Source organism: Xanthomonas vasicola pv. musacearum NCPPB 4379, assembly GCF_000277895.2.
GTDB lineage: Bacteria > Pseudomonadota > Gammaproteobacteria > Xanthomonadales > Xanthomonadaceae > Xanthomonas > Xanthomonas vasicola.
The window spans coordinates 1,952,547-1,967,943 of the sequence record NZ_CP034655.1 but is presented as its reverse complement, the minus strand read 5'-3'; the positions used below and the strand labels follow the sequence as shown (position 1 = coordinate 1,967,943).

General features: G+C 62.5%; 6 protein-coding genes. All 6 read right to left on the bottom strand.

Annotated features, from left to right (window positions below; genetic code table 11):
* Nucleotides 1-47 precede the first annotated feature (47 nt).
* Nucleotides 48-2,951 (bottom strand): TIM-barrel domain-containing protein, encoded by a 2,904-nt coding sequence (locus KWO_RS09255; RefSeq protein ID WP_010379702.1) that lies wholly within the window; start codon nt 2,949-2,951, stop codon nt 48-50.
* A 105-nt stretch (nt 2,952-3,056) separates the two neighbouring features.
* Entirely contained in the window at nt 3,057-4,799 is a 1,743-nt protein-coding gene (locus KWO_RS09250; protein WP_010379701.1) for a DUF5597 domain-containing protein, read from the bottom strand.
* 11 nt (nt 4,800-4,810) lie between these two features.
* Entirely contained in the window at nt 4,811-6,730 is a 1,920-nt protein-coding gene (locus KWO_RS09245) for a sialate O-acetylesterase (protein WP_010379700.1), read from the bottom strand.
* A gap of 106 nt (nt 6,731-6,836) precedes the next feature.
* On the bottom strand, nt 6,837-9,095 hold the full coding sequence (locus tag KWO_RS09240) for a hypothetical protein (RefSeq protein ID WP_017113282.1): 2,259 nt from the start codon (nt 9,093-9,095) through the stop codon (nt 6,837-6,839).
* Between the two features lie 111 nt (nt 9,096-9,206).
* On the bottom strand, nt 9,207-11,939 hold the full coding sequence (locus KWO_RS09235) for a TonB-dependent receptor (protein ID WP_017113281.1): 2,733 nt from the start codon (nt 11,937-11,939) through the stop codon (nt 9,207-9,209).
* A 339-nt stretch (nt 11,940-12,278) separates the two neighbouring features.
* Nucleotides 12,279-15,128, bottom strand: a complete 2,850-nt coding sequence (locus KWO_RS09230) for a TonB-dependent receptor (RefSeq protein WP_162832867.1) — start codon at nt 15,126-15,128, stop codon at nt 12,279-12,281.
* Nucleotides 15,129-15,397 lie beyond the last annotated feature (269 nt).

Below are 15,397 nucleotides of genomic sequence, written 5' to 3'. Positions count from 1 at the left end.
GCGGCGTTCCGGCATCTGGGTGCTCATCGACTGAAGACAGCCTGCGATCATCGACGACGCGCTTTGCTCGACGCAATCTTGCGCTGCAACACGCTGACCGGCTTGCCGTCGTACTGGATGCTGGCGTCGGTCTTGGGCGCGAGCGCGCCGGCATCCTCGCGCGGGCCGTCGACGAAGCGCACGTTGATGGTGCGTTTGGCCTGCATGCCGGTCCAGCTGCCTTCGCGCTTGCCGATGCTCAGCTCGCCCTTGGCCTGGTTCCAGACCAGCGGGATGCGGCTGAACTCGCCCTTCTCGTAACCGTAGCCTTTGCCATCGTCTTCATACAGCGAGAACTGGCCATCGGCGCCGGTGTAGACCACCACGGTGAGCGGTGCGTCCGGCACCTGGTCGACGTATTCCTGCACCGGGCCGGTGGGCACGATGGAACCGGCACGCACGAACAACGGCATGCGCTCGATCGGCGCGGCGGCTTCGATGCTCTGTCCGCCCTCGTAACGCTTGCCGGTTGCGAAATCCAGCCAGCTGCTGCCGGCCGGCAGATACACCTGCCGCGAGGTGGCGCCGAAGCGGGTCACCGGTGCGACCAGGAACGCCGGCCCGAACAGGTACTGATCGTTGATGTCGCGGACCTTGGGGTCGTTCGGGAAGTCCATCATCATGCCGCGCATGATCACGCCATCGCGCTGGTAGGTGTCGCCGGCCAGGCTGTAGATGTACGGCAGCAACGCATAACGCAAACGGTTGTAGTAGGCCATGCTCTCGTAGAACGGCGTACCTTCCGGTGCGATGTTCCAGATTTCGCGGTACGGGAACTGGCCGTGCGACCGGAAAATCGGCACGAACGCACCGAACTGGAACCAGCGCGTGTTGAGCTCGCGCCATTCCGGCAGGTGCGCCGGATCCTGGTCTTCATAGCGCTTCTCCACCGCAAAGCCGCCGATGTCGAAGGTCCAGTTGGGCAAGCCCGACAGCGCCATGTTCACGCCTCCAGAAATCTGGTCGCGCATGTCGTCCCACCGCGAGACGATGTCGCCGCTCCACACAGCCACCGCATTGCGCTGGGTGCCGGCATAGCCCTTGCGCGAGAGGATGAACACGCGCTTGTCGTCGGCCGCACGGTCGCCCACGTACACGCCATGCGTGTGCGGCAACGGGTAGGAGTTGAAGTATTCGGTGGACGAGCCCAGCGCGTTGGGCGTGGTGCGGGCCTTGCGCTCGGCAATGTCCAGGTTGGAATGCACGTCCGGCTCGTCGGCGTCCATCCACCAGGCATCGAAGCCCTTGCTGTTGAGCTTTTCGTTGATCTGGCGCCAATAGATCGCCTGCGCCTTTTCCGAATACGGGTCGTAGAACGAGTTCTTGTAGCCCTTGCCGATCCAGTCCAGTTCGCCCACTTCCACGTTGCGCTTGAACATGAAACCGGCGGCGTCCAGCTCCTTGTAGTTGGCGGTGGTGGGATAGAACTTGGGCCAGATCGAAATCATGATCTGCGCATGCATGTCGTGCACGGCCTTGACCATGCCGTCCGGGTCCGGGAAGTGCTGCTTGTCGAAATCGTGCGAGCCCCAGGCGTCTTCCGGCCAGTACGACCAGTCGAGCACGATGTTGTCCAACGACAGTTTGCGCTTGCGGTATTCGGCCACCGCGCCCACCAGCTCGTCCTGGCTCTTGTAGCGCTCACGGCTCTGCCAGAAGCCGTAGGCCCATTTGGGCAGCATCGTCGACTTGCCGGTGAGTTCGCGGTAGCCGGCCACTGCCTGGTCGTACGAATCGGCGGAGACGAAGTAGTAGTCGATCATCTGGCCGGCTTCGGACCACAGCGACAGATCCTTCGCTTCGGCGGCCGGCAGCGGGTCGCGATGCAGCAGCGCGATGTAGCTCGGGTCGATCAGGTCCCATTCGACCTTGACGGTGTGGCGCTGGCCCGGCTCGAGATCGAGCTTGAATTCGTGGTTCCACGGGTTCCAGTTTTGGCGCCAGCGATCGATCACCAGCTTGCCGTCCACATACAACTTGGCGTATTCGCTCGAATACAGCGAGAAGGTGTGTTCGCCACCGGTGAGCGCTTCGATCTCGCCCTCCCAGGTCACTTGCATGCGGCTGTTCTTGTCCTTGGTGATCGCCTTCTTCGGGTACTTGGGCAGATCGCTGAGGTATTGGTAGTTCACCTCGCTCTCGCGGCGTTCGAGGATTTGCTTGCCGTTGATCGCATAGCGGGCGGTCAGCGCGCCGGCCTTGCCCTTGGCGTCGTACAACTTCAGCGTCTTCGGCAGCGGCTGCAGGCCGCGCGGGTCGCCCAGGCGGGTGATCGAGTTGTTGTCCCACAGCAGGCCGTAATTGCGGCTGGACACCAGGTACGGCACCGCCATGTCGATGTTGTTCTGCTGCAACTCGACGTTGCGCCCCTTCTGGTTCATCCAGCCCTGCTGATGCTGGCCGAAGCCGTAGAGCGCTTCGTCATCGGGCGACTGGAAGCGCTGCCGCACGCTCAGGTACTGCTTGCCCTCCACTTTCAGCGGCGCAAAGCTGCGCCCGCCGGCCACTTCCGACAACACCGGCTTGCCGTTGGCATCGGCGAAGCTGACGTGGCCATCGACAGTGGACACCGTGGCGGTGACCTTGCCGGTCTTCAGCTGCACACTATCGCCCTGCTCGGCAACCTGGAACGCGCCATCGCCCTGCACCGGTACGCGCATCAGGCTGGGGCTGCGCGCGAAGTCGCCATCCGGGTCCGCGCTGACGCGGATGACGCCGCTATCGACCACTTGCAGGCGCACCGGTGCGGCGCCCTTGGCGCTCGGCACCACGGTGACGCCATCGGCGGCCTTGTGCACTTCCTGCGCATGCGCGGCATTGGCCAGCAATGCCAGCGACAACGCCAGACACTGGGCGAGCGGCGTACGTCGGTTGGCAGGCACGGCGCCGGCGGAACGGATGGTGGTTTGCATGGTCACTCCCTTGGAATTACGAAACGTTGCCGCGGGGGCGGCAGCGCATGGGTTGGTTCAAAGCGGTGCCAACTATGTGGCATCGCTACGTTGTCGCAGGCGCGCCTACTTGTAGGTCGCCAATGTGATCTTGAGCAGCTGCGGCACATTGGAAAAATTGACGCCGTAATCGGTCTGGTCGCCATTCCAGTTGCGCTGGAATTTCCAATCGCTGCCTTCGTAGACGCCTTCCTCGACGCGGTCATAAATCATGTTGGCAGTGGTGTCGCTGGCCGGGTGCAGGGTCACGCGCGCGTGATAAGCGGTCACCAGAAATTCGTCTGGGCTGAGCTCGGCGATCAACGCAGCACCAATCGGCTCGGGGTTGCCCGGCGGGTCGTCCTTGAACCAGAACTGCGGCACGCCATAGGTGATGGTGGCGCTCCAACGGTCGTTGAGCTTGAGCTCCTGCACGGCCTCGCCGGGTTCTTCAGCCGTGCCGTGCAGCTTGCCTTCGGAGGCCGCCTTGGCGAACGGCCGCATGCCCATGCTGACCGCCCGAAAGCCGAGCGCAAATGGCGCGAGCGTTTCTTCATCCACGTGCTTGGCGCCAAGCGGATAGTTGGAATAGTGCGTGTAATCCATCCCGAAGGCCGACCAGCCGATGCCGTTGTGGCCTAGCGTGGGATACAGATAGCGCGCGTATTCCGGGCGGTTACCGGTTTCGGCCACGAACAAGGCATTGTCCGGGCGTGCGTAACGTTCCAGCACCGTGGTGTACATGCGGTATTCGGGCATGTAGATGTCCGGCGCCAGCAGATCGATATGCGGGCCGGCTGCCTTCCACACGTCCAGCACGTTATCGGTGGGCCCACCGCTGGCGTACTGGCCGGGCTGGCCCGGATTGAACGGGCCACGCAGCGCAGCATTGACGTACATCGGCAACGGATACTCGGCCTTGCCGGCCTCGACGACTTGATCGATATAACGACCAATCGACCACGCGTGGAAAACTTCGTCGGCATCGGCGCCGAACACCTGTGCCCAGATGCCCGGCTGCTTGTTCAAGCGCTTGATCAGCTCATCCGGCACTGCGCCGTCGAACAGCTTCTGCGCCATCGGCGAGAAGTCGCGCACGCTGCCGTAGGTGCCCGGCTCGTTCTCCGGCTGGATCATGATCACGGTGTGTTGCGGGTCCACCTTCTTCAGATGCTGCATGAAGGCGACGAATGCCTTGCGGTCTGCATCCAGGGTGGCCTGCGCATGCGGCGACAGCGAACCGATCGACCTGCCTTCGCGGGTGACTACGCGCGGGAAACGCTGGTTATCGGTCTTGACCCAATGCGGTGCGTACTGCGGGCCGTTGTTCTTCCAGGTTGCGAACCACAACAGCACCAGGCGCACCTTGTGTTCGCGCGCCTGGGTGAGCAGCGTATCGACGAAGGAGAAATCGAACTTGCCTTCTTCCGGCTCCACCTGTTCCCAGGCGATCGGCACCTGCACGGTGTTGGGACCGAGCACCTGCATCGCCGGCCACACCTTGTCCATGATGCCGGGATAGTTGCTGGAGTTGTTGACCTGCGCACCCAGGATCAGGAACGGCGCACCGTCGACCATCAACGCATGCTTGCCGTCCTTGCTGACGAACTGAGGCATCGGGGTCTGTGCAGCCGGCGCCTGTGCAGTTGCCGGCGTTGCCGCGGCGGTGCTTGCAGCAGGCGTGGTTGCGGCAGCTTTGCCGGCATCGCCCTTGTCACCAGATTGGCATGCGGCCAAGGCCAGCGTCAGCGCAGACAGCAGCAGCGGACGCAGGCAACGGCGTGCGTTGGAATGGGAGAGTACGCGTGCAACGGGGGAATGCATGGACATAAGTCTCCGTGTCACCAGGTATCGGTGCGGAAGGGGGAAACAGGAAGGGCGTCGCGATTGATCAGGTTGGCGTCGTCCGGGTTCTCGCTCCAGCCGTAGCGCACGGCCACCGGTGCGGCGACCGCATCGCTGCGCACGGTCACGCGGTCGCCGTCGATCTGCGCCGTGGCCGGGTGGAAGTGTTGATCGGCACCGGCAATACGAAAGCCCTGCACTGCCCCAGCGCCGCCGCGCACCTGTAATGCACTGCCCTGCAGGTCGAAGCTCAGCACCGCCTTGCCTCCGTCAAAACTGGCCTGCTTGAACACCGGCGCGCTGTACACCAGCGTTTCGCCATAGGCCACATGCCGCGCCGCCAGCGCCAGACGATGACCAACATCGCGCTTGTTGGTGGGATGGATGTCGGTGGGGTTGCCGATGTCGATGATCACCGCCTGCCCGGTTGCCGGCAACGCCAGCGTCTTGGACTGCGACTCGCGCAACAGCGCCCACGGGCTCAGCTCGCCGTTGTCGCCACCGGCCTTGAAGTTGGCCAGTTGCACCCACAGGAACGGCAGCGTTTTGTCGCCGCGCTCGGCACGCCATTGCTGGATCATCGCTGCGAATTGCTCACGGTATTTCACCGCGCCGGTGTCGGTGGCATTGGTTTCACCCTGGTACCAGATCACGCCCTTGACCGGGAACGGCTGCAGCGGATGGATCATCTGGTTGTACAGCACCGTGGGCAATTGATTCTTGTTATCGGCCAACGACACACGCACCGCGGCCGGGCGGAATTTCCAGCCACTCAGCGCCCGCTTGGCACCTGTGCTGGTCTGCACGAAGCGCTGCTCATCCGGGCCGTGCATGCCGCCACCGCCACTGAGGTCGTCCACGCGCACGGCGATGTGGTTGACGCCGGCCTTGAGCACCGCTGCCGGCACCTGGTAGACGCGCGGCAGGTTCCACTGCTTTTCGGTGCTGCCGACCTGCTGGCCGTTGACGTAGGTGATGTCCGAATCGTCGACCTGGCCCACCCCCAAGGTGATGCCGGCCTTGGCCTCGGCAGCGCTGAGCGTCATCGTGGTGCGATACCAAGCGATGCCGTCCATGCCGTCATAGCCGCTGGATTCCCATTGTTTGGTGACCGGGATGCTGTCCCAGTCGCTGTCGTCGAACTCCGCTTCGCGCCATTGCAGCATCTCGCCGTCCACCTTGGGCCAGCGCGCGATGCGCTTGCCGGTGGCCGCCTGCGCCGCGGCGTCACGCTGTTTGATCGCTTCGATCGCGCCCTGGTTCTGATCGGCATTCAGGCCCAATGAGGCGGCGTCCATCCACGCCTCGATCGCGCTACCGCCCCAGGTGCTGTTGACGATGCCGATCGGCACGCCGGTGCTGGCACGCAGCTCCTTGGCGAAGAAATAGCCGACCGCGGTGAATTCGCCAGCGTTGGCCGGCGTGGCAGCTTTCCACTCGCCACCGGTCAGACGCGCCTCGGGCTGCACCGACCACGACTTGGGCACCTTGAAGTGGCGCAACTGCGGGTCGTTGGCAGCGGCGACCGCCTGCGGACCATCGCTGGCCTGAGCCAGTGGCCATTCCATATTCGATTGCCCGCTGGCCAGCCACACATCGCCAACCAACACATCGCGCACCTGCACGTCGCCACCGTCGCCTTGCACCCGCAGCACATACGGACCACCAGCCTTGTGCGCAGGCAGTTTGACCTTCCATTGCCCGGTCGCATCGGCTTTGCCGGTGGCGCGCTTGCCGTCGAAGCTGACCGTGATCGCCGCATTGGGCGCAGACCAGCCCCACACCGGCATCGGTTGGTCGCGCTGCAGCACCGCGCCATCGGCAAACAGCAGCGGCAGCGTTGGCAATGCCCAGGCCGCCGGGCTGGCCAACACCAGGCCAAGCAGGCAGCTACGACGAACAAAAGAAGCGGTCATGCAGTGATCTCCAAAATCGGCGCAGCCAGGCGGCGCACAGCGATACGACGGAAAACAGCGCCGTCCACGGTAAGACAGCGCGATGCTGCGCATAGCGATGCAGCGCTCATCGTGGATCGCCATAGAAAATGCCACGGCCACCGGTGGCGAAATACACGCGGCCAGGAATGCGCGGATCGCCGGTCACGCTATATGGTTTGCCGAAGCGATGCGCATCGTCGTTGATGCGCAGCCAATGCGTGCCTTCGTCATCGGAACGGAAGATGCCATCCACGCCTGCCACGCGCCCAGCCAGATACAGGGCCGGCGGCGCGCCAGCACGCAGCGCCTTGCCGATGCCTAGCGAGCGCGCTTGGTCCGGTTTGGAAAGCGTGTGCAATCGGCCGTTCTGCCAACGCATCACGCCCAGCATGGGACTGGCCAGATACACCACGCCTGCACGCCACGGATCGGGCCGCAGTTGCGGGCGCGCACGTTCATCGCGCGCCGGGCTGCCGATCTGCTGACCGGTATCGCGAAAGCTGGCGGCGCCATCGCTGCTCTCGTACAGACGCCCGCTCACGCGATCAGCCGCATACCAGCGCTGCGCATCGACGCGGTCGGCCACCACCACCGCGGTGTCGGGCAAGCCCCGCACGCGTTGCCAGTGCTTGCCGACATCGGTAGTGCGCCACACACCGCCTTGTTCCGGCGCCCACACCACCTGCGATGCATTGGCGGCAATGGCAATCGTGCCGGCGCCCTGCCCGCTCGGCGGTTCGTTGGCGAACGCGCTCCAATGCGTGCCACCGTCTTGCGAGTACAGCGCGCGAATCTCGTTGTTGCGGCGATCGCGCACGGTGCCACTGCGCACCACCCACTGCGGCGCTTGGCCGGCAGCATCGATGCTCTCGCCATTGGTCAAGCGCGGGCCCAGATACTGCAACTGCGCGGTGTCCAACGCATCATGCCGGAAGCCGTCAATATCGCCCAACGCACTGAGCAGATGCGCGCCGGCCATCGGGCTGAGCAGATCCAGTGGCACGGTTTCTTCCAGCCCACGGTCCTGGAACCACCATTGCAACGGCTGCTGGCGTGCAGCGAAATCCTGCAGATTGCGCGAGGCCCAGATGCCGTAGCCGGTAACGAACAGGGCGTGATTGCTGTCGAATGGATCGATCGCCAGTGCGCCCATCCAGTGCGGCGTTGCGTGCGCCGTCCATGGTGCGGCGCTGTGATCGAACTGCGCGTTCGCCAACAGCGGCGTCCAGCTGCGCCCGCCATCGTTGCTGCGGAACAACTCGTCGCGCGGGGTGCGTCGGCGGAAGGTGCTGGCCAACAGCACCTGCGGATGTTGCGGATCCACCGCCACCGCACCCCAGCCGAAGCCATCGCCGCTGGCAGGTTGCGGAATCGGGCTGATCTCGCGCCAGCGGTGTTGCGCCGCGTCGTAGTTCCATAGCGCGCCACCAGCCATCAAATCCGGGCCGGGCTGATCGCCATAGCTCAGATACCACTGTCCATCGTTGCCGCCGACCATGTGGTTGGGACGCAACCCCTTCGGTTGCCCGGCCACGGCAGACCACGTGCGGCCAGCATCTTCGGAAACGTATAGGCTGTTCTGCGCAGTGGAAACGCCCACATAAATGCGCGGTGACGGATTGCCAGGGCGGCCGCTGGCGGGGTCGAACACGACAAAGGCGATCCCCACCGCTTGTTCGGTTCCGACATGGTTGCGCGCCGTGGCGCCTGCCAATGCATCGGCAGGAAATGTCTCCACCCGCGCCCAGTGCGCGCCGCGATCGTCGCTGCGCCACAGGCCTGCATCACGTGAGCCAAGCAACACCACACGGCCATCGTGCGGGTCCACGGCCAGCCGCTCGCCATTGGCGCGGCCCAATTGATTACCACCGAGCTTGAACGGCAGCTCGGCGCGCTCAAAATGTTTGCCGCGATCAAAAGAACGCAATACCGCCGCATTGCCGGCGCGTTCGTGCATGTAGGTACCCGCGGCCAGATACAGCGCGTTCGGGTCGGCAGGATCGACCCCAAAGGCGTCGATCCCCATCAGATTCCAGTCCTCGGCACCCAACCAGTCGGTCAGTGCCACCCACTGCTGCGCCTGCGCATCCCAGCGGTACGCCCCACCGACATCAGTGCGTGCATAGGCAAGATTGCGTTCGGCGGGGTGAAACAGCACACCGGTGACAAAACCGCCACCGCCAATGGCGACGCTGCGCCACTGATACGGCCCTGGCATGCCGGGCTTGGCCGCTGACACCTCGGACGTTATGAAAAACAACACCAGCATCAGGCACACAGCAATCAGCCACGCCTGTGCTGCGGAAAGGTGGCGCTTAGTAGGCGGATCGATCACGACGATCATTCCTCCGGCTCCCCTCGCGATCGATGACCTGGTTATCGATAGGAAAAACGCCGGTCCAACGGGCTGCCTGCACAGTTCGCCGGAGCGGCGACGCACTTCCTACGGCGCGTTCTACAGGCTGGCCCGCAACGTCAGGCCATACCGACGATCGTTGATCACGAAATCGCGGTAGCGCGACTCGGTGCCCAGATAGCTTTCGCGACGGGTATCGAGCAGATTCACGCCATCGAGCGAGATCGACCATACATCATTGATGTTGAAACGCAGCGAGGCATCCAACTGGCCGAAGCCCTTGTTGTAGACCGGCAGATTGCCGGTGCCGTTGCCCGCGGTGGTCACCAGCCAATCGCTGCGCCAGTTATAGGCCACACGGCCCTGGAAACGCGAAGTTTCGTAGCTGAGGATCGCGTTGTAGCTGTTCTTGGACAGGCCTTCCAGCGGCACCGTCAACGATTGCCCGTTGGTGTCGGTGGCAGTGGGGCTTGGCGCCTCACTGTCGACATAGGTGTAGTTGGTCTGCAGGCCGAAGCCGCTCAACCAGCCCGGCAGGAAGTCGAAGAACTGCGTGTAACCCAGTTCGGCGCCGCGGATCTTGCCCGAATCGCCATTGACCGGACGGGTGATCTCTGCTGGACGCCCACCGTAGGTCTCATCAAACACGGCGCTGGCGATGAAGCCCTCCACTTTTTTGTAGAAAGCTGTGCCGTACACCATAGAGCCTTGCCCAAAATACCATTCCAACGCAGTGTCGAACTGATCGGCTTTCATAGGCTCAAGATCCGGGTTACCCGCGCTGCCAATAAACGTCGAGCCGCCTGCACCGGTGTTGGTTCCCAAACTCAAATTAGGATTGAGTCGATCAAACGTCGGGCGGGAAATGCCACGCGAGGCAGCGAAGCGCCACTGTAGCTGATCACTTAGCATCCAACGCAAATTCAAGCTAGGCAACACGTCAGTGTAGGTGCGTTGAACATCGACTGGGATCAAACCGCCGCCCTCCGAATCCGTTCCGGTTCTCACCCCTTGCGAACCTACCTCAGTACGCACAACGCGCACACCGATGTTGCCGTCAAACGGGATGTCGCCATCCACGCCGAAACGCAGTACACCATACGCCGCGTAGGTCTTTTCGTTCTGCGTGTTGATGTTGTTGGGTGCAAATACAAGCGGGCTGGCGCCAAACGTGGCCAGAGTCTGCTCATAGTTAGACACTGCCGAATTGGCTGCTGTCAGCGTGCGTCCAAAAGTGTTGCTTTGTCCGCGGAAAAAATCGGTAATCGGATTGTTCGTGAGACCGATGCTGGGGAAAGCCGCGAATGGCGAGTCGGTCGCAGCACCGCAGGCGGTGTTCAAACACATGAAGCGCCACACGTTGCCTTTTGTTTCGGCATCGCGATCGGTATAACGCACGCCCGCCTTGAAGCTACGCACGAAGTCGCTATCGAACGCCAAGTCCATGTCCGAACGCCAGGCGAACTCTGTACCTTCATTGTCGTCCTTGTTGTCCAGGTGGTAGCGCCAGCCGTCGTAGTTGTTGAAGTCGGCCAGGTAACCTTCCGCGCCGCTGGCATCGGTCACCGACAGGCGCGGCAGCGTGCCACGGAAGTCGACGTTGAACTGCGGGCTGGTGTCTTGCCCGGTTGCTAAGATGTACCGGGTACCCTTGGTGGTGGCATCAACGTACTGGAAGTCGGTGCTCAGGGTCAGCTTTTCGTTGACCGTCCACTTGGCACCCAGCGAGTAATCGGTGGTCACCGAGTGACGCTCGGTCAGGCTGGTGTTGGATTCGGTCGGCACGTTCTGGAACGAGCCATTGACGAATTCGTTGCGACCGTTGACCTGGATGCCGGGCAATCCCTGAATCGGATTTTGTTGGGTCAGCGCAAAGAACGAATAATCTTGCCAGCTGAAGTCGTAGTCCGAACGCAGCACCTGCGTATAGACCTCCACCGAATCGTTCGGGCGCCACTGCATCGCAAACGCGCCGGTCTTGCGCTCGCGCTCGCCGACGGTAGTGTTGATGCCGGCACCATGCGGCACCGAGATTTCCTGGCCTTCATAACCCGGCAGGTCGGTCTGGGTATACCAGGGCTCGATCGAGATCGTGTCCTGGCGGAACGGGCTCTTCTGCTGCGAGTAGTTCACCAGGATGCCGATCTCGCCGATGCCGGTCTGCCAGCGATCGCTGACCAGGCCCGAGAACGCCGGCTTGCCGTCGTCGGCGAGGTCGTAATAGTTGTATTGCACGCTGCCGGCGATCTTGCGGCCGTCGTAGTCGAACGGCAGGCGCGTGCGCAGGTCGACGGTGCCACCCAGGCCACCTTCGATCATGTCGGCAGACGGGTTCTTGTAAACGTTGACGCCGCCGAGCAATTCGGCAGACACGTCTTCAAAGCTCAGTCCACGGCCGTCGTTGGCGGTGAAGATGTCGCGGCCATTGAGTTCGGTGCGTACCTGGGTCAGGCCGCGAATGGCGATCGAGCTGCCTTCGCCGTAGTTACGCGAAATCTGGATGCCGGAAATGCGCTGCAGCGCCTCGGCCACGTTGTTGTCGGGCAGTTTGCCGATGTCTTCGGCAACGATGGAATCGACGATCTGTTCGGCGTTCTGCTTGACCAGCTGCGCCTTGGTGACGCTGCTGCGGGTACCGGTGACCTGCACGGTGTCCAGCTGTTGCGTCGTCGCATCCGATGCCGGGGTAGCAGTGGTGGTCGCATCCTGCGCATAGGCCTGCGCGCTCAGCAGCGTGGCCACACTGATGGCCATCACGGAGCGGCGGAAATCACCGATCGAACGCTGACCCACAGCCCGGCCTGCCGGAATGTGGCGATGTTGCACTGACATGGTGCTCCCTCCCAGGACGCATGTACTTCTAGTTTTTAGCGGGCCGGTGCGCGAACGCCCTACCGGTCGTTGGTGCTGGCTTGGCATCCGCCTCCGACAAGGGCCGGGGCTGCGTGGATGCGATGTAATCCCGAGTGGGCTTACCTAGTAGCTGCGGCCGGAGCATAGGGCGCGACCGTCATGCCAGACCAATGAAATATTCCTGGAAAGGTATTCGCTAAACATATAACAATACGAGAAAACCCGGTAACTCTGGCATCGCAGCGCCAGAGCGTCGGGCTGGGCGTGGCGGGCTCAACTCTGGGAGCCCGCGCACGTTGACGACGTGATTGCGCGTACTCACCAGTTCATGCGCAACACCAGCGAGTAGCGCCGGTCGTTGACGAACCAGCTGCGCGTATACAAACGGTTGTCGACCTCGCCACCGGTGTAGGACGTCGGCCCCATCAACACCTTGGTCACGGTGTTGGTCAGATTGTTGGCCTGGAATCCAAGCTGCAGATGCGGTGTGAACCTGTAGAACAGCGATCCGTCCAGCTGCCCGACATCGTCCGCCCACGCCGGCAGCCGGGTAATGACATCGCTGGCGGTCAACAGGTAGCGCGAGCGCCAGTTGTAGGCCAGACGCGCCGACACTGGCCCCTTTTCGTAGATCCCGGCCAGGTTGTAGCTCCGCCGTGACAAGCCTTCCAACGGCAGGCGAACGCCGTTGACGGTTGTTTGGGTGTTGGGATCTACCGCGAGATTGACCCCACCACTGCTGTCGACGAAGGTGAAGTTGGCATTGATGCCGAAGCCGCTCAGCCAACCCGGCCAGGAATCGAAGAATTGCGTGTAGCCGTATTCGAAGCCGCGAATGCGCCCCTTGTCCATGTTGTACGGGCGCGTCACCAACCAGTCTTGCCCACCGTAGTTTTCGGCGACGGTCTGGTTGGCGATGTAATCGCTGACGTCCTTATAGAACAAGGTCAGATACATCATGTCGCTGGTGTCGAAATACCATTCCAGCGCAGTGTCGTATTGATTGGCTTTCATCGGCCGCAGATTCGGGTTGCCCGCCGCGCCGGTCCAGCGCGTCACGACACCATCCTGGACCGTCGCTGAGAGCAGCAAGTACGCCTGTAGTTGATCGTAGTCCGGTCGCGACATTGCCTTGGACGCCGCGATGCGCCACTGCAGCGCATCGGAGAACTTGAAGCGCATGTTGAAGCTCGGCAGAACATTGGTATAGCTACCCTTGGCATCGTTGCCGAAGAACTGCCCGGTGTACTGGTCCCGCAGCGCCTGCGGCGCGATGCTTGCCGACAGATCGGGAAACTGGCCGTAGCCATCGGCTGCCGTCTTGGTTTGCACTACACGCACGCCGATGTTGCCATCCACCGGCACGCCCAACGCATCGTCGTTGCCGAAGTACAGCACCGCATAGGCGGCCTGCGTTCGCTCGAATTGATGATTAATATCCCGCAGGCGATAACCTACTGGCGACCAACCGCGGCCACGCAGCGCGACGATCTGCCGGACCAGCTGCGTGGTGCCGGCGTAGTCCTTGACCGCGGCGTCGCTGGGAAAATACAGCTCCGTTGGTACGGTCACCTGGCCCCGAAACAGATTGGGAAAGGTATACAACGACGACGACCCAGTCATGTAATCGGCAAGATCGGCCAGCCCGTTGGCAGCACCTGGGACAGGTGCGGACTTATCCGAAATCACGCCCCAGTTGTAGGGCGTGTTCTTGTTGGTCTGGGTGCGGTCGGTGGCGCGAATGCCGGCGCGAAAACTGCGCAACCATGGGCTATCGTCGTCGGTGTACTCCAGATCGAAACGTGTGGCCAGTTCGCGCCCGCGGTTCTGCCCCAGATGATCCATCGCCGCCCGCCAGAAATAGTGGGAAGGATCAGTCGCATAGGCAGGATCGGCTATCGTCGCAGATGGATATCTACCGCTCAGGTCGACCATCAGGCCGGGCAGATAAATCGTGTTGAACAGCGTGAAATCCAGCGTATCTTTTTGCGATTGCAGCAGCTGCATATCGCCGCGTAGCGCGATTTTGCTGGTGAGCTTGTGGGTGAAGCCACCGGACAGGTCGGTGGTCGTGGTGGTCTGCTGCGCGTAACGTTTTTGGGTATTGAAACGCACCCGGTCGTTGTCGGCACTCTGGCCGCGCCACAAGCTCGAGCCAGGCTCGCCACTGACGAAGCGGCCGTCATCGCTGTAAGTAAACGTGGTCCCTGGCAAAGGGTTGATCGCGCTGCTCTGGTCGTTAAACACCGCCGCGTGATCGCCCCAGTTCATGTCATAGGTGGAGCGCATGTACTGCACATACAGCTCGGTATCGTCGCTGGGCCGCCACTGAAATGCACTCGCAAGACCCTTGCGCGTTCGCTCGGAATCCATCTGACGCCAATCGAGCCCTCCCGGCACGTAGACCTCGGAAAAACTGGTACCCGCCAGCAGCGCCGGATCGGTACGGCGCACAAACGGCTCCACTTGAATTCCGTCGCTGCGCGTAGTCATCGACGAGTACGCCGCATCCAGCATCAGGCCCATCTCGCCCAGCTCGGTGTTCCAGCGGTCGCTGATCAGCAACGAGCCCGACGGCTTAACAGTCTTGCTGAGATCGCCCTCGTTGGCATCGGCGTTAAACGCGACGCTACGGCCGGGCTGATCGAACGGCATGCGCGTTCGCAGGTTGACCGTGCCGCCCAGCCCACCCTCGATGATTTCGGCGGAAGGATTCTTGTACACGTCCAGACCCGCCATCAGTTCGGCCGGGATATCTTCGAAGCTCAGGCCACGCCCGCTGTCGGCCGTGAAGCTGTCGCGGCCGTTAAGTTCACCGCGCACCTGGGTCATGCCACGGATCATCACCCCACTGCCCTCGGCAGAAAAATGGTCCGGATCGCTGCGGGTGATGAAGTGGTCGATGGTCACGCCACTGACCCGCTGCAAACTTTCGGTGACGCTGCGGTCCGGCAGCGCGCCGATGTCCTCGGCGCTGACCGAATCGACGATCTGCTCGGCATCGTGCTTGATTGACTGCGACTTGATCAGGCTGGCGCGCAAACCACGCACCTGCACCGTATCAAGATCCACCGCATTGCCGGAGGCGGGCGCGGATGCCTCCTGGGAAGATTGACCCTGTTGCGCATAGGCCGGCGCAGCGAGCAAGAGTGCAATGCTGATCGCCATGGCGGAACGACGCAACGGCTGCACGGATGCGCTGCGCGTACGACTGCACAGCGCTGCGGGGTTTGAAGAGCTGGACACGTGAGTTCTCCTTTCCCAGCCTGGAAGACCGGAATTGCTTTTTCGCGGTGCAAAGACGCCGCGGTGTCATAAGACAGATCGATAGCGACCGCTCGCCCCCCCAGATCGAGCAAGGCCGATGATGACCAAGCCTGCTGCAAGGCTAGCCACTTAGGCATACAGCGATGGCTCGACATGCGAAGGGGGCGATG

Coding starts and splice junctions, on each gene's coding strand:
- KWO_RS09255 (WP_010379702.1), bottom strand. CDS start 2,951: ATGCAAACCACCATCCGTTCCGCCGGCGCCGTGCCTGCCAACCGACGT.
- KWO_RS09250 (WP_010379701.1), bottom strand. CDS start 4,799: ATGTCCATGCATTCCCCCGTTGCACGCGTACTCTCCCATTCCAACGCA.
- KWO_RS09245 (WP_010379700.1), bottom strand. CDS start 6,730: ATGACCGCTTCTTTTGTTCGTCGTAGCTGCCTGCTTGGCCTGGTGTTG.
- KWO_RS09240 (WP_017113282.1), bottom strand. CDS start 9,095: ATGATCGTCGTGATCGATCCGCCTACTAAGCGCCACCTTTCCGCAGCA.
- KWO_RS09235 (WP_017113281.1), bottom strand. CDS start 11,939: ATGTCAGTGCAACATCGCCACATTCCGGCAGGCCGGGCTGTGGGTCAG.
- KWO_RS09230 (WP_162832867.1), bottom strand. CDS start 15,128: ATGGCGATCAGCATTGCACTCTTGCTCGCTGCGCCGGCCTATGCGCAA.